Annotated in this window: 10 protein-coding genes; 5 read left to right on the top strand and 5 right to left on the bottom strand. The window is 36.0% G+C overall.

From position 1 onward, the window contains the following. Positions 1-21: 21 nt before the first annotated feature. Positions 22-540, top strand: a complete 519-nt coding sequence (locus ACMAZI_RS09245; protein ID WP_115362344.1) for a lipocalin family protein — start codon at positions 22-24, stop codon at positions 538-540. Here the strand turns inward: ACMAZI_RS09245 and ACMAZI_RS09240 are convergent. The 3 genes from ACMAZI_RS09240 to ACMAZI_RS09230 all read right to left on the bottom strand — a co-directional run bounded on the left by ACMAZI_RS09240 (position 537) and on the right by ACMAZI_RS09230 (position 10,865). Beyond that, a complete protein-coding gene (locus tag ACMAZI_RS09240; protein ID WP_412473312.1) occupies positions 537-9,452 on the bottom strand; it encodes a tandem-95 repeat protein in 8,916 nt (2,971 codons plus the stop codon). The genes ACMAZI_RS09245 and ACMAZI_RS09240 overlap by 4 nt on opposite strands. Before the next feature lie 359 nt (positions 9,453-9,811). Further along, positions 9,812-10,132, bottom strand: a complete 321-nt coding sequence (locus ACMAZI_RS09235; RefSeq protein ID WP_115362348.1) for a hypothetical protein — start codon at positions 10,130-10,132, stop codon at positions 9,812-9,814. 115 nt (positions 10,133-10,247) lie between these two features. Next, positions 10,248-10,865 carry a Crp/Fnr family transcriptional regulator gene (locus tag ACMAZI_RS09230; RefSeq protein ID WP_115362350.1) on the bottom strand — a complete coding sequence of 206 codons (618 nt, stop codon included), beginning with the start codon at positions 10,863-10,865 and terminating at the stop codon, positions 10,248-10,250. A gap of 123 nt (positions 10,866-10,988) precedes the next feature. Here ACMAZI_RS09230 and ACMAZI_RS09225 point away from each other — a divergent pair, with 123 nt between their 5' ends. The 4 genes from ACMAZI_RS09225 to ACMAZI_RS09210 all read left to right on the top strand — a co-directional run bounded on the left by ACMAZI_RS09225 (position 10,989) and on the right by ACMAZI_RS09210 (position 14,258). After that, positions 10,989-11,408: a YeeE/YedE family protein gene (locus tag ACMAZI_RS09225; protein ID WP_115362352.1), complete on the top strand. Its 420-nt coding sequence runs from the start codon at positions 10,989-10,991 to the stop codon at positions 11,406-11,408. After that, positions 11,405-11,821 carry a DUF6691 family protein gene (locus ACMAZI_RS09220; RefSeq protein WP_115362354.1) on the top strand — a complete coding sequence of 139 codons (417 nt, stop codon included), beginning with the start codon at positions 11,405-11,407 and terminating at the stop codon, positions 11,819-11,821. The genes ACMAZI_RS09225 and ACMAZI_RS09220 overlap by 4 nt, the downstream gene beginning before the upstream one ends. A gap of 56 nt (positions 11,822-11,877) precedes the next feature. Continuing rightward, positions 11,878-12,837 carry a hypothetical protein gene (locus ACMAZI_RS09215; protein WP_133296948.1) on the top strand — a complete coding sequence of 320 codons (960 nt, stop codon included), beginning with the start codon at positions 11,878-11,880 and terminating at the stop codon, positions 12,835-12,837. A gap of 62 nt (positions 12,838-12,899) precedes the next feature. Next, on the top strand, positions 12,900-14,258 hold the full coding sequence (locus ACMAZI_RS09210; RefSeq protein WP_115362358.1) for an ATP-binding protein: 1,359 nt from the start codon (positions 12,900-12,902) through the stop codon (positions 14,256-14,258). Here the strand turns inward: ACMAZI_RS09210 and ACMAZI_RS09205 are convergent. Together ACMAZI_RS09205 and ACMAZI_RS09200 are read right to left on the bottom strand one after the other, a co-directional pair. Then, positions 14,255-14,695, bottom strand: a complete 441-nt coding sequence (locus ACMAZI_RS09205; protein WP_115362361.1) for a hypothetical protein — start codon at positions 14,693-14,695, stop codon at positions 14,255-14,257. The two genes, ACMAZI_RS09210 and ACMAZI_RS09205, sit on opposite strands and share 4 nt — an antisense overlap. Position 14,696: 1 nt before the next feature. Then, a complete protein-coding gene (locus ACMAZI_RS09200) occupies positions 14,697-16,388 on the bottom strand; it encodes a FecR domain-containing protein (RefSeq protein ID WP_412473313.1) in 1,692 nt (563 codons plus the stop codon). Positions 16,389-16,442: the final 54 nt, after the last annotated feature.

The following is a 16,442-nucleotide window of genomic DNA, read 5'->3' as shown; positions in this document are numbered from 1 at the left end:
AATCAATGGATAGAATAAGTTATGAAATTATTTACTCTCATCTCTTTTCTTTTTTTAGTCTCATGTAGTTCAACAACATATAACAAGACTGTTGATTACGTGGATATTAATCGTTTTATGGGAAAATGGTATGTTCTAAGTGCCCGTGCCACATTTCTTGAAGAAGGGGCCCATAACTCTCTTGAGATTTATACATGGAATAAAGAGAAGCAACGTATTGATATCGATTTCTCATTTAATGAAGATTCATTTGAAGGTGAGTTAAAAGAGATTCCTCAAAAAGCTTGGATTATTAATAAGGAAACGAATGCTCATTGGGAAGTCTCTCCATTTTGGCCACTTTATTTTGATTATCTTGTGATTGCAATGGATCCTGATTATCAGTGGGTTGCTATTGGTGTACCTGATGAGAAGTATCTTTGGATAATGGCCAGAGATTGGCGTAATCCTGAACCTATTATCAAGAAAGTCACGAGAAAGGTAAGTGAGCTAGGTTACTCAGTTAAAGACTTAGTTGATGTAAATCATAAGTGGGACTAGTCTAGGAAGTATTCAGCAACTCCATATAATCCATTCTGTTCAAATGGGAAGATGACTGAATCATTCACTGGGTTATAGTCAAACTGAACACCACGACAATTAAACCCTGTCATTGTCCAAGGTAGCGCTCCGAGGTCTGTATTTGTCGTTAGGTTGTGAGCATATAGACGTGAGCCATAGCAGTAGTACATATAGTCTACACCTGATCTTCTTGCGTATGTGAATCCATCATCGATATTTCTAGGTGTGTAGGCAATCTGCTCAACTGTTCCATTACTGTTAAGTGCAATAACACGACGTTGGGCACCACGATACATTTTTGCCATGATATAGCGGTTGGCATTGCTATCGTAGAAAATATTTCTAAAGTCATCCCAGTATTCATAGAAACATGTTGATCCATCTACTGGCCCTGATTGTAATGCCGAACAACTTTCACCTGAATTCTCATATCCAATTTTACCCATGATATGAGACTGGCGGTAGCTGTCAGTTGAATCATATTTCTTAAGCATGAAGTCTTCATAGCGTTGAGTTGTCGGGTTGTAACTCATACGGTTCATAAAGAGTTGTCCATTAGCAAAACCGAGTGGAAGACCGCGGTTGTTACTACCACCAGTATCAATATTTGCCCCAATCATACCATCAGCTGTTGGATCGTAATAAGGAGTTCCGCTAGTATTATTTAAGATGTCTTCCCATAAGCCAGTGCTTCGATTAAGCATGGCCATACGTCCATAGTGAGTATCTCTATCTGAATAGATATTTCCAGTAGCACGATCAACCATCATCCAGTATGCGTTTCTAACTGGCTGAACATCGGCTTGAGTCGTCGTATCTTGTGAAGCAATTGTACCGTTACCAGCAACAATATTGATATTTCCATCTGGTGTGAATTGTTTAATATAATAAGATCTTGTATCGTTAACGACAATATCACCAGTATTAAGTCTTACGACTCTTGATATGTCTGCAAATCGTGCGTTAACGGCATTGACTCCATCTCCGTATCCATAACCTTGACCAAAGATTGTGACAACATTTCCGTCACCATCAAGTGTTCTAATTCTACCACGATCGTTAAAGTATATTTTTCCAGTTTTAGTTATAAAGACAGAATAGATATCCATGTCACAAGAAGTGGCCGGCGTTCCATCAGCACATTCTCCTCGTGTACCAGAACCAAGAATTCTAGTATAAGTTCCATCAAAGTTATTTCTATTCATATAACTTCTTGCAACTGTTACATAAGAATTCCCATCCATACCTGTAAATTGATAGTAGTGATACCAACGGTATGAGTTATCAAGAGGCGTAATTGCTTGTCCAGTTGATGGGTCAAAGTAGACTCTTGCATAAGTATAGTCAGATGTTGAAGTGTACATTCCACAGTCTGGAAAGTTCTTATGGTGGTATGAGTGACCTGTAATTCCTTCAAGGTTTGACGTATTCATATCAAACTTAACACTCATGTAACCAATACGACATTTAGTAAGGTCCTGTGACGCTTGCCACCCATCCCCAGTACCTGTTAGGTAATGAGAGACGACTTCTCCAGTTGAGGCTTTGTATCTTCTATAGCGATAGTCTGTCGTTTCAGTACTTTCTGAATGTTCAGAGTTAAATAGAATGTCTCCATTTGGTAGTGGCGTAAACATCATCGAGCTTGTTCTATAATTCCAAGTACCCCAATGTGTTAAGTGGACATCTAAAGGATTCGCGACAGTATCAGATTTATCGCTACCACCACCTATAATTGTTTCAATTGTCGGATTTTCCATATTTAGATCGACTCGTCTAATTCGATCATAGTCATAAATAAGAAGGCGACCTTGATAATCAAGCGTTATCTTTAAAGGATACCTAAGTGTAGCACTTTCAGCTGGCCCACCATCTCCTGTAGATGTTCCTGTCATTTGGATGAATAATTTCTGTTTCCCATCTGCAGGGTCTACTGTAATAATACCTCGTTTATAGTCAGCAAAATAAATATTCCCATCATCAGTAAATGCAAGGCTATGTATATCTGTTGTGTCTCCAACAGTTTTATTGAAGAAAAGTGCTGTACGAGCATCACCACCAAGACCGGCCTCAGTGTTACCAGCGATAATTTTGATCTTATCAGCATTAAGAGGTGTTGAAATTAGTTGAGTACTAATTGCTGAAGTATTTGTTACTTTAACACGTATTTTATAAGACGTTGCTAGTGGTGAACCACCTGTCCATTTATAACAACCTTCATTTGTGTCTAATGTAATTCCTGGGCATCCATGATTTGTATGTGGTGCGATCCCTTGGGCCCCTGCAATAGCTGTGAAGCTTTGCTCATCTTGAGTATAGTATAAGTTTATTGCTGTTGAATCTAGTCCAAGAATATCATCAACTTTCCATCTAATATAAACGTCAGAACCTGTTGGAACTGATGAGTCTAAACGCGTAGGAGGTATTGATGTTGTATCTGAATTTGCGGCTGCAACGTCCCAGATTGATGGTGGATCAAATTTTGTATATCCAATCGCATTATAATCAGTATTTAATGTTGTTGTGTTTGTTGAAATATTTCCAGCTTCATCTTTTACCCATGCATAGACATTATAATTTGCTGGTTGCCATCCAAGTAAATGTGAAAAATCTACGATCGTTACATTTGCAGCAGGTGACATACCTATTGATGGAGAGTTAAGTCCTAGCCAACATTCATCTCCAGCAGCTGGTGCTGTTGTATCATTTGTCTTTAGACATAATTCTGTGATGTAGACGTTTGAATTCTGTGAGTTCGCATTAATAGTATAAGGAATAAAGTTAGTTGGTGAAGGATCTGGCTCCGTCGTTGAGATTGATGTTACAACTGGAAGGCCAGTTTCTCTAATCCAAGTACCACTTACATTAGTAGTATTACTTGATGCGTTTGTTTGTGCAAAGTTATAGTTATTTGATAAGTCAGCAGCTGTCGTTGCTGTCGTCCAAGACCATACTCCTGAAGAACAAGTTGTTGTCGTCGTTTGTGCTCCAGAGATATTTATTGTTAGGCCATTTTCACATGTACCTGTGAAAGTTGCTGTTGATCCGTTATTTTTGATTGTAGCAGTATCAATTGCAAGAGCAGGGAAGTTAGAGTCTCTTGTCCAAGTATAAGAAAGAGTTGATGTATTTCCTGCCGAATCAGATTGTGTAAATGTAAATGTTCTTGTTGCATCTGTCGTATACGTTTGAGAAGTCCAGCTCCAGTTCGCAGCAGAACAACTGATCGTATCTGTTTCTTGATTTGATATTGCAATAGTATTATTTCCTTCACATGAACCTGAAACAGTAATGCTATCAGTATATCTAATTTCAGTTGGGTTCTGACCAATATTGATTTCAAAAGGTACAGTCGCTTGAAATGCTGGTGGCGTCGCATCTCTTTCCCACGCTAGAGATAGTGCAGGCGATGATGTGTTACCTGCGGCATCTGTTTGAACAAGGTTATATACATACGTACCATCTGCTGTTTTTGGAGACGGTGTCCATGACCATGTTCCAGATGAACAATTAAATGATGTTGTTTCATCACCTGTAACATAGATTGTATAATTACCTTCACATGTACCAGACCATGCATTAGGTGTGTTCTGATTAGTGAAGTCTGGTGATATACCAGCTGTTTTTGTCATAACTGGTGCAACTTCATCTCTAATGAAAGTACGTGAAATAGTTGTTGAGTTTCCAGCAGCATCAACTTGATTTAGTGTTACAACCTTTGAACCGTCTCCATCAGAGAAGTTAACAGTTTGTGAAAACGTTCCAGCTGAACATGCTATTGTAAAGTTGGCTTGAATATCTCCTGATATATTAATATCTCTACCTGCCTCACAATTACCAGTGATCGTTGTACTTGATAGGTGATAAGAGTTATTTGCTGGAGAGCTATAACTTAGAGCAGGGGCAATAGAGTCAATTGTAAAGACATTCGATTGCACAGTAGATGAATTTCCTGCTAGGTCAGTAAAGCTAACTCTAAAGCGTGCAGTGGTCGTGTTAATTGATGGAACTGTCCAAGCCTTTGTAAAAGTTTGACTTGATATTGGGCCATTAATAGCTGCAGTTGTCCCAAGGCTAGACCAAGTTGATCCATTGTAAAAATCAACGCTAAAGTTTTGACTTGAAGATGTACTTGCATCTGTCGCATCCCAAGTTAAATTTATTGAATTACCACCTTTTTGAATAGTAGGTGTTGTTAATGCTAAAGTTGGATTAATTGTATCGTAATAAACATAGAGATCATTTGATGACGTTGAAACGTTACCATTAGGATCTTTAGACCATGCTTTTAAGATGTGTAAACCTTGTGTTGTAGAGGCTAGAGTGTAAGTAGTTGCACTTGCTGTTGTTGTACAACTTACCCAGCCAGCATCACCAACAGTAGGTTGAGTACCTTCATTTATTAGAACTTGTGAAATATCACTACAGCTACTTACTGTCATGGTATTAGCAGTTGAATTTGTATATGTAGCTGATGTTAGAGCAATAGCTGGAGGCGCTGATGGAGTTTTGTCATTTACTGTGATTGTAACAGTTTCCGGTGTAACTGCATCAAGTGATCCATCATTTGCAATAAAAGTAAATGTATCTGTCCCGTTAAAATTCACATTACTTGTATAAGTACAAGTAAGGTCTGTTCCATATGATCCTGTCGTAATACAGTTTGTCAGAGTTCCATTACTTGGTGATGAAACAATTTTATATGTAAGAGGATCTCCGTCTACATCACTTGCGTTACTTAAAGTGATTGATAGAGCAGTATTATCATCTGTTGTAAACGATTGATTAGCGGCCATTACAGGAGCATCGTTAATTGAGTTTATCGTAATATTAACTGTTGCCGTTGTTGAATCAAGAGCTCCATCATTTACTTTATATGTAAATGAAGTCGTACCATTAAAGTTTAATGCAGGAGTATATGTACATGATCTTGATGTTCCACCTACACAGCTTACTGTTCCAGAGGCAGGGTTTGTTACTTTGATATAACTTAAAGTATCACCATCAATATCTGCACCAGCTGTTAAATCAAATGTCAGAGGAGTATCTTCGTTTGTTGATACTGATTGCGAAGCCGCTAATGTTGGAGCATCATTAACTGGATTGATTGTTAGGTTTACTGTAGCGTTTGTGACAGCTGTTCCTGTACCGTCTGTTGCGATATATGTAAACGAATCACTTCCGTTGTAGTTAGCATTAGGAGTATATGTACATGTTAAGTCAGTTCCATAAGTTGTCGTAATACAATTTGTTAGGCTTCCATTTGTTGGAGCTGTTACTAATTTATAAGTTAATGCATCACCATCTACATCGGTTGCATTATTTAGAGTGAAATTAACTGCTGTATCTTCATTTGTTGAAATACTTTGATTAGCTCCCATTACTGGGACATCATTTACAGCTGTTACATTTACAGTAACTGTTGCAATATTTGAATCTAGTGCCCCGTCATTTACTTTATATGTAAATGTAGTCGAGCCGTTATAGTTTAAATCTGGTGTATATGTACAGGCCGTTGAATTTCCTCCGGTACAAGAAAGTGTACCATCAGCAGGATTTGAAACGATGATATATGAAAGTGTCGAACCTTCAATGTCTGATCCTGTATTCAGGTTAAAATTGAGTGGTGTATCTTCGGCCGTTGTAACAGATTGAGTTGATGCAAGAGTTGGAGCATCGTTTACAGGTGTTACATTTATTGTCACTGTAGAATCTGTTGATGAATCTGTTAATGTGTCATTACCACGATATGTAAAGGTATCAACTCCATTGAAATTTAGATTTGGAGTGTAAGTACAAGTCACATCAGTCGAGTATGAGCCAGTTGCAATACAATTTGTAAGTGTTCCATTAGCTGGTGCGGTAATTAACTTATACTGTAGAGTTTGTGCCGGAAGATCGACATCTGTTGCACCATTAAGAGTTAATGTTAGAACGTTATCTTCTGCAATTGTTTCTGATTGGTCACCAACCATTACAGGAGCATCATTTTCAGATGTAACATTTATTGTTACTGTTGCTGTTGTTGAATCAAGTGCTCCATCATTTACCTTGTAAGTAAATGTAGTGGAACCATTGAAATTCAAGTCTGGAGTATATGTACAATCACGTGATGTCCCACCAGTACAAGAAAGTGTTCCATCAGTTGGGCCACTAACAATAATATAGTCAAGTGGATCAGATTCAATATCGGCTCCAGCATTTAAAGTGAAGTTAAGTGGTGTGTCTTCATTAGTACTTACTGTCTGTGTTAATGCTAGTGTTGGAGCATCATTAATCGGATTTATTGTTAACGAAATTGTTGCAGTAGTCGTTGCATCTGTGATGCTATCATATGCGATGTAAGTAAATGACTCACTGCCATTATAGTTTGCATTTGGCGTGTATGTACAATCAATATCACTTGCGTAACTACCTGTTGTAATACAATTAGAAAGTACTCCATTTGCTGGAGGTGTTACAACCTTATAAGTTAATGTGTCACCATCAACATCAGTTGCTCCATTTAAAATAAAATTAATGGCCGTATCTTCATCTGTTGTAATACTCTGATCAGCTGCCATAACAGGTGCATCATTAATTGAGTTTACTGTGATTGTTACTGTTGCAGTTGTCGAGTCTAGCTCACCATCATCTACTTTATAGGTGAAAGAATCCGTTCCGTTGAAGTTAGTGTTTGGATCGTATGTACAATCTCTTAATGTCCCTTGAGAACAGCTAAGGACTCCGTTAGATGTCGAAGAAAGAATTGTATAATTTAATGTCGTTCCTTCAATGTCGCTTCCTGCATTTAGGTTGAAGCTTAATTGTGTATCTTCATCAGTTGATTCGGCCTGAGTTGCAACAAGTGTTGGGGCATCGTTAACTGGAGTGATTGTGAATGAAACCGTTGCACTTGTAGCAGAATCAAGAGCTCCATCATTTGCCACATATGTGAAGCTGTCGCTACCATTGAAATTAGCATTTGGCGTATAGTCACATGTTAGATCTTGGCCATATGTTCCAGTTGTAATACAATTTGTTATTGTTCCATTTGTTGTTGAATTTGTTATCTTATAAGATAGGCTAGCTTGAGTATTATCAATGTCGCTTGCCTGACTAATGGTAAAAGATATTGGATTGTCTTCTGGTGTAGTAAATGACTGGTTTGCAGCAACCACTGGAGCATCGTTTACATTTAAAACTGTAAGATCAACCGTTGCTTCAGTAGAATCTAGTTCACCATCGTTAACTTTGTAAGTAAATGAATCAGGGCCAACATAATCGGCGTTAGGAGTGTAAGTACAGTTATTAGTGTCCGTTACACAACTAAGTGATCCATTTGTCGGTGTCGAAGTCAGAATATAGTTTATGCTAGGTGAATCTACATCATAACCTTCAGTTAGTGTAAAATTATGGACTGTATCTTCTGTAACATTTACTGCCTGGTTTGCAGCAAGTGTTGGAGCATCATTATATAAGACAACATCTAAAGAATAACTGAACTCATGGTGAGGTATCGTTGTATCAACATTAGCATCACCAGCATTCTTTCTACCGATTCTTAGTGTTACTGTAACATTTGGAGCAGAATCAGCAGGTGGGATATAGAGCCATGTATTCGAGTTTGAAACAGTTTGTGTTGTTGTTCCATCGTTAAGAATCCATTGATAGGCCAATGTATAATCAGTATCCCAGTGAACTGCACTTGTTGTAAATGTATTTGGATTTAATCCCGCATTTCTTTCATCATTAGCTAGATCTGAATTTAGATCTTCGTGAAGAATTTCAGGAATTGTTAATGATTGGATCTTCGGGGCTGCTTCTTTTAGAATTTGTACATTTTCACCTTCTGTAATCTCTGCAAAAACAGTTGCTACATCAGTACTATTTTCTAATTCTGAATAAACAGTTGCATAGTCTAGAGTAGACTGATCGATTTTATTTGTAATAATATCTTCTGCTTCTTCAAGATAAAGAGCAAATTCCTCTGTTGGATTATAAGTAATATCTGTATTAGTAATTTTTGCTAATAGACTTGATACGGCCGTAATATTTTGTGGACGATAATAACTTGTAACAACCTTTTCTAATTCTTCACTACATCCAGTTATTTTTACCTTGTATCTAGCCGGTGTTGAACTTTCTAGTCCTAGTTCTCTAACATCAAAAGTAAAAGCTGTTGATTGATCAACTCCATTGAAAGTAATTGGGTTATCTTCTAGTGGAGTCATTGTTACTAAGTCGAATAATTCAATACGTGGATCGATACATGTTACTGCAGCATAGACGTTACTGTTAAAGAGGCCATTGTTTGTTTTTGTGATTAGTCCATTTAGGGGAGGTATCTCACCTTGAATCTTTGGAATAACGACAACGTTATTATTAGAGCCTGAAGATTGAGAAGCGTCATTTTCACTTTCAGTTGATGATTCTTCTTCAGTGCTTTGAACAGACTTTGCATAAGTATAAGTTTTTTCTTCTTCGTCTTTTGAAGGACTTTTTTTGTCTTTTATTTGTTCATTGATTGCTTGCGCATAATTTGGATCAAAGTAATCAGCTTGTGGTGCATAAGAAGATCCAGTGTATGTAGATGGATTACGTTTTTTTATTTTAGTCTTTTTCTTTTTAGGGGCAAGCTTTGAAATATTGCTACTACCAAGATCGGCTTCTAATGTACTTGCACCATCTGTATTTGAATATAGTGAAGGTATTGAGGAAGGTCCTCTTTTTCCAATACTATTATAAAGTTTCTTTTTTACTTTAGGTTTAACGAGTTCATACTTTAGCCCTGTCCTCTTTGCGAGGTCACTATAATTCCCTGCGCTTTTTTCATTTGATGAAAAAATCCAATAAGAAAAAGTAAATATTAAAGCGAGGATAACTCCTACACCAAGACTAAGTTTCTTCAATTATCTTTCCTTTTTTCCGCCAACGTACTGATTTTGTTTGTTTAGTTAACGATAATTGTTGCTCAATACTTTTCGTCTCTTTTTACTGATTTCTTAACATTTTATACATAATCTATCTGTTTACGTGTAAACAGGTACTTAGTGGCGCTTTCTGTAGTTGTTGTTAATTTTTGTGGCAATAATCTGTGTTGTTTAGGTTAGATTTTATGAATATTCAGATACTTGCTAATTAGCAAATTCATATATGTGATTTATTTAGTATGAGGATTTATTTATATTTTAAATAAGAATTAGCGTTTTTGAGGAAATATTATTGACCTAGTCTCAAAAATGTCTTGAAACTAGGTCATATTGTCATTTTATTCAGCTGCGAAGTAACCAATATAATCGATTTCGCATGTTTTTGGGTTAACTGCAACGGCAGCATTAAACCACCCTGAATGGAAACTTCCAATTGCAGAATAGATTAACTTGTCTTCTTTAAATGAGTTTAGTTCATGGCCTCGATCATTAAGTAATTTTTTTCCGGCCTCTAATGTCGTCTCTAACGTCACTTCTAAGGGTCTATCAGATCTTAATTCATAATTAAGTTCATTGCTCACTTCGTTTAAGCATGCATTTGTCATAAATGAAGAGAGGATCGTAGTTGTGATAAGTGTTGCTTTTAAGATGTGCGCCATTATTAGCTCCTATTGTGGGAAAGTGAAGTAATGGCCGCATCCTAACTTTAGGTTTTTTACTCGTCAATATTGTATGTAAACTATCTACTCTCATAATGAGTAACTTAACAAAAAACTAATAATTTTCTACTGCAAATTGTATTAATTTAGCTTCATCTGGTATTTCAATTCTTCTCCCGTCTCTATGTATGAGCTGTTGCTCCTCTAGTTCTGTTAAGACGCGGGCAACACTTTCAAATGTGCTCATGGCAAAGTCTGCGATTTCTTTTCTTGTCCATGTATGATCGGGATTTTTTAACTTGAGATAGGTTAATGCTTCTACAATCCTGCGCTTAACTGACTTATCTGCCATTCCCGCAAGCCTTGTTTCAGCTGCTCCTAATTCTTCGGCCATAAGCTTTGTCATCTGCTTTAAAAGCGCTGGGCTTGTTAAGCAAATATTGTCACATTGTTCACGGCTTATAATGAGAACTTTTCCCTTCTTCAAGCAAACAGCATTTGCATGATAGGGAGAATTACTAAAGTATGAGCGATGACCAAATATATCACCTTTGGTGAATACTCTTAAGAAACTCTCTTTTCCACTCGGTGTATTAAAGTAAAGACCAAAGATACCTTCTTGTACAATATAGAGAAGGTCTGCTGCTTCACCTTCGCTATAGACAGGATCTCCTTTAGAGTAGTCTTTGATTAATTTATTTGGAAGTTGTTTTAATATTTCTTCAAGCATCATATTCCTAAATTTCTGCACTTATTAATTTAAGTGTTATTTGATGGTCATCAAAGTATGTATTCATTTATTATATATAATTAAGGTGTTGAAATGAAGTAGATTTCAAAAATATAAAGGTGGTTTATGGATACTTTTTTATGGCCCTTAGTAGGGGGGATACTAATTGGACTCTCTGCGGCAATGTTGTTGTTATTTAATGGACGTGTCGCTGGAATATCAGGGATTCTCTTTAACTGTCATAAGGCATTTGTAGGAGAGGGATGGCGAGCCTTCTTTATTGTGGGGCTTATTGTAGGCGGAGTTCTAATTAAGTTTATTAGTCCAGAATTCTTTAGTTTTGATATTAATCTTAGTTTTCCTAGGGCCATTATTGCTGGGCTATTGGTAGGAGTGGGTACAAAACTAGGCTCTGGTTGTACTTCAGGTCATGGAGTTTGTGGGCTAGCAAGACTATCAAAGAGATCTTTTATTGCCACAATTACATTTATGTTAACTGGAGCAATAACAGTATTTATTATGGGACAATTAGGAGCAACGATATGAAAAATATAATGGCCTTATTATCTGGTGCTGTTTTTGGAATCGGACTATCTGTTTCTGGGATGGTGGATCCTAAAAAGGTTATCGGCTTCCTTGATATAGCAGGGTCCCAAACTCCTTGGGATGCAGCTCTTGTTTTTGTTATGGGAGGAGCAGTTGTAATAGGACTTGCAGCAACTCACCTTATTAGAATGAGACAGAATCCAGTATGTGATTCACAATTTCATATGCCTACTAATAAGTTAGTGGATAAGAAGCTTTTAAGTGGTGCAGCTTTATTTGGAATTGGTTGGGGAGTAGCTGGGATTTGCCCAGGTCCTGCTCTTGTGAATATTGTGCAATTAAATTCACAAATCTTCGCATTTATTGCCTCAATGCTTATTGGGCAATTTTTAGTGACAAAAATAGTTAAATAGAAAATATCAATAATGATAGTTGACTAGTTTTACTCGTCGCATATATTCTATAGTGTATGTACGAGTATTTAAATACATTCTTAGCGGGAACCGGTATTAGTGTTCCCGAACTTTGGTCAGCTATCATTTATATTTGCATCACAGTAGGTGCTTCTTTCTATCTTATATCGATGGGTATCTCTGGCCTATCATTACAAAATCTATCGAATAAAGAACCAGAAAAAAAGATACAAACATCTACCATGTGTTTTGCTCAAGCTGTTGTTTGCTTCTTTATAATTGCTCACTTTTTTATGCCTATCTATTCAAAAGCTAAAGTTGCAACGACACTTTTGATGTTTATTTGCACATACACAGCTCGCTATTATTACTGGGAAAATTTATCAAAAGTATTTAATGAACCAAAAGCGATGCGATGGGTATATAAGTCAATTGTCTTTGGTGCAATTTCTCTGTGTCTTATCCATTTGTTGTGGATGGCCTTTTATGATGTGCATACGTGCTGCTTAGGACCTAAGCTTATTAAAAGTAATGCAAGTAACTTTATCTTAAAAGTACAGATCCCCTTTGTTCTTAATAAGTCCTTTAGTGGCCTAGTTGCTTTTTTCACATTGGCAGTTTCAGTCGTTTATATAAGGTTTTTCTTAATCTCACTAAAGCAAGGTGATCGTCTGATGATTTTTGGCCTGCTCTTAAGTGTCCTTAATATTTTATATACGACAAGTTTTCATGCTTTTGGCTTTCAGTATTGGATTCCTCTTTATTTTATCGTCGATCTTATTGAGTATACAAGACTACAACAGCTAGAGCTCTCTCAGTCACGAGAGAAATATCGCTCGCATGATGAATCATATCGAATGGTTATTCATGATATTGCAAATCCTATACAATTTTCTTCTTTGAAGTTGAATCGATTGAAGAGAAATACCCTTATATCTTTAGATGATGCTAATGATATATCAACGCAAAACAGCCGCATCATAGAAGCTTTAAATAATCATAAAAAGAAAGATTAGTTTAAATACTAAACCTTCAAAAGATATTGTTTAATTGCTTGGCAAATAGTAATATCCAACAGATGTTTGGTTATTTAGATATTTTAGATTCACAGTTTTGGAGTAATATAGGCTTTGCTTTTTTGGCAATGGCCGCCGGTTGTTACTATCTATCTCTTGCGATCACAGGTCTTCATTTAAAACGTATAGGCCAAGGCCAATCAAAACATCGAGTGAAAACTTACCTTATGGCGTTTTCTCAGTCCGTTGTATGTTTTTTAGTTTTAGCGAAGTATTTCTTTCCAATATATTCTGATAAGAAAGTTCTTGTTAGCCTACTTCTTTTTACTTTTGGCTGTTTTTCGAAGTTACTTTATTGGAATAATTTAAGTTATTATTTTAAAGAATCTAGTGGCCCTCGTATTTTTTATAAAATAGTGATTTTCTCTGCTATTTTTGTATCAGTTATTCACATCATATTTTATTTTATTGAAGGAGGAGGAAGCTGCTGCTTGGCCCCTAATGTTATCAATGAGACGACTTCAGAAATTTTAAAAATACAGGTTCCTTTCAAAGTAAGTAGTCTTCTTCAAGGTTTTCAAAGTGGTTATATTATTGTCGTTTGGTTGATTTACTTTAGTTTTTTCTATAAAGCCTTAAAGACCAACGACTTGGCAATGAAGATTGGACTAGGACTAAGTGTTGCTAATGTATTCTATACTTTAAGTTATTTTGTTTTTGATTTCCAATATTGGATTCCACTATTTTTCCTCACAGATATTGTAGAATACACAAGACTTCAAAGAGTTGAAATTAATCAAATAAATAATGACTTCAAAGAGCAAAGAGAAAAAGAAGCGAAACTTCTTCATGATATATCAAATCCTTTACAGCATACTTGGACGCGTCTACGAAGGATTATAAAAGACAAGTCAAATCAAAGAAACTTGGATATTGATAAAGATGTAAACTCATTATATATGGCAACAACTAACGCCATTGATATTCTAAATAAGTATCGACAAGAAGACGAAAAATTCTGTCCCATTTCTTTGGCCATTAATGATGTTATAAAGATGTATGATGACGTAAATATTGATTATATACCACCACAACATGAAGTCGATGTTAATTGCCAGGTAATAAAGAATACTCTCATCAATCTTATTAAGAACTCAATTGAAGCCTTAGGTGAAGACTTGAAGTGGATTAAAATAGAAGTAAATAGCTCTTCTAATGAACTTCATCTCAAATATATTGATAGTGGGCTATATAGTGATTTTAAAAAACCACAAAATGCTTTTAAATATGGTTATAGTTCTAAAGAGGGACGAGACCGAGGAATTGGTCTGGCATCAGTGAAAGCAGATATTGAAAAGATTGGAGGACGAATTAAATTAGGTCCTTTCCAAGACAATACCTGCTTTGATATTTATCTTTAATTATTACAATTACTCATCTCTAGCCAAAAACTACCGCTTGTTGATGCACAGGCAGAACAGTTAAATGAAATAACAAGTTGATCTCCTGGGTGAATCTCTCTTCCTATATAATCACCTGGATTGTATGTCATGGCATCAGTGTTTCCATTAATGTATATTTCCCAAGGAGAGCTGGGTGTAAATGGCCCAGAATCTATCTTGTAATTGATTCTCTCCAAACACCAATGTTGCTTTGATGTAAAAGGAGTAACGCTATTAGAGGGGCTAGATACTTCGTTATTAATTCCAAAATAATAAACATTAGCGTTTATATTGCTAAAGCGTAAAGTTAATTGGGCAAAGTTATCATTTTCAAAAAGAAAAACATTTCCATCTGTATCAGTTTTAAAGCATGACGTGAGTGAGATTAATGCCGCTAAGATTAGTATATATTTCATTTTAAAACTCCATTTCATAGTTTACATTTAGATCAAGATTTTTAACTTTAATATCTTGAGCTAGGAATTCTCTATGGATCAGATTAAAGAGTAGAGCTGTCGTAGAAGAAAGTTTTCTTCTTGCTCCAATTTCAAATCCTTTACCTGTATAGACATTAATATTTGGTCTATCAGAGCTTGGCATATAAGATCGATAGTCAATAAGATACGTCCAATTGTCACTATAGTCGTATGCAACTCCAAAAGTCATATAAGGAATAAATTGTGTACGTTGATCTAATACTGGAGTTAAGCTTGTTTCGAAACGTCCTGTTAGGAAAAATTCATCTTGTAGATGGTATCCTATTTTAAATCTTAACTCAGAATTTAGACGATAGTAGATATCAGCAGCAAGTTCAGGTGAAATAAAGTCATCATCTTTATTCTCTGGTCTTTGATCATCACGAAACATATAGATTGAATCAACGCCAATCTTATATCGAGCATAAAGACGTTTATTAAATACTTGTTGATAGTAAACAGCGGCCGTTATTCCTGCACCGACGTAGTTACTTTTGCTGTCGTTATTATCCATTGAATAATAGCCTATTCGGCGAGCACCCATGCCAAAGCTTGCAGACCAGCTATTGTGCATATTCGTTAAATAAGACGTTCTTGATAGAGGAGTGCCATGATCCACAACTTCGTGACCTTTAACTTCTCTATATTCAATCTTTTCATTAAGTTTTTTCGCTACTTCTTTTGCTTGTTCATCTTTTTCACTTACAGCAACAAAACCTTTCTTCTCATCTAGCTTTACATTATTGGCCGCAATGAATTGTCCTGTGTTCTTGTCAATATCACCAACTTTCAAAGACTCATCTTTAATTTCAGGAATAAAGATGGCAGAGTCGAGATCCACGATGGCACCATTATTTGGAATCTCATCTACTTTTGTATCCTTACCATAAAGATATGAAACTTGTGTTTCATTTAGCTTTGCTTCTGGAGCTTTTTGAATCTCTTTTGCAGATACTGTCTCAAGTGTTTCGTTTTTCTCTAAGGCAATAAGCTGATTAGGGTTAACTTTTTGAGCTGGAGTCTCATCGTAGAGGTGATCATAAGTTGTGGATGCGCTACCTTTTTTAACAAGTGTAACATCATCACGATCAAGACTTTCTTTGACTGTTTCTTCGATATCAACTCTTTCTTCGTTGATTTTTTTTACAGCAACTTCACCTTCTAATGTAATAACTGATGTCGCTTTATTTTTTTGACTAGCAACAGTGATAAACTCAGTACCTCGAACACCTAATGCCATTGTTTTCGTCTTTATATAGACTTTATTAAATGCCTTATGTCCTTTTACTTTCTTATCCTGTGGCCTAATCTTTGCTCTCATCTTACCGTTTAAGAGCTGGATGATACTTCCACTTTTCTTTTCAATCTTTGCAATTTTAATTTTTGTATTTGGGCCAACAGTAATATAACTTCCATCTTCTAGAATTTGGACTTTCACAAAGGAGCGTACTCTTGTAACAATCGAGGTATCTTCTTTGATTAATTGTCCTTTTTTGACCCAAGAAGCTTGAATCGCTCCAGGAGGAAGTTGAGAGACTTTTCCTCTGATAGAGACAACTTTTGCAAATTTAGCGTAACTGTTGAAGTGAACTCCCAATAGGAGAGTTAAGATAAGTAGATAATTAAATTTCATAAAACATCCGTGTTCTTTAAATTGTTTTCATAATTATAAGTAAAAAAACAACGA

Origin of the sequence: Halobacteriovorax sp. YZS-3-1 (assembly GCF_047084945.1) — a bacterium.
GTDB classification, from domain to species: domain Bacteria; phylum Bdellovibrionota; class Bacteriovoracia; order Bacteriovoracales; family Bacteriovoracaceae; genus Halobacteriovorax_A; species Halobacteriovorax_A vibrionivorans.
This window is presented reverse-complemented; position numbering and strand designations above follow the sequence as displayed.

Coding starts and splice junctions, on each gene's coding strand:
- ACMAZI_RS09205 (WP_115362361.1), bottom strand. CDS start 14,695: ATGAAATATATACTAATCTTAGCGGCATTAATCTCACTCACGTCATGC.
- ACMAZI_RS09215 (WP_133296948.1), top strand. CDS start 11,878: ATGTACGAGTATTTAAATACATTCTTAGCGGGAACCGGTATTAGTGTT.
- ACMAZI_RS09230 (WP_115362350.1), bottom strand. CDS start 10,865: ATGATGCTTGAAGAAATATTAAAACAACTTCCAAATAAATTAATCAAA.
- ACMAZI_RS09235 (WP_115362348.1), bottom strand. CDS start 10,132: ATGGCGCACATCTTAAAAGCAACACTTATCACAACTACGATCCTCTCT.
- ACMAZI_RS09245 (WP_115362344.1), top strand. CDS start 22: ATGAAATTATTTACTCTCATCTCTTTTCTTTTTTTAGTCTCATGTAGT.
- ACMAZI_RS09210 (WP_115362358.1), top strand. CDS start 12,900: ATGTTTGGTTATTTAGATATTTTAGATTCACAGTTTTGGAGTAATATA.
- ACMAZI_RS09200 (WP_412473313.1), bottom strand. CDS start 16,388: ATGAAATTTAATTATCTACTTATCTTAACTCTCCTATTGGGAGTTCAC.
- ACMAZI_RS09225 (WP_115362352.1), top strand. CDS start 10,989: ATGGATACTTTTTTATGGCCCTTAGTAGGGGGGATACTAATTGGACTC.
- ACMAZI_RS09220 (WP_115362354.1), top strand. CDS start 11,405: ATGAAAAATATAATGGCCTTATTATCTGGTGCTGTTTTTGGAATCGGA.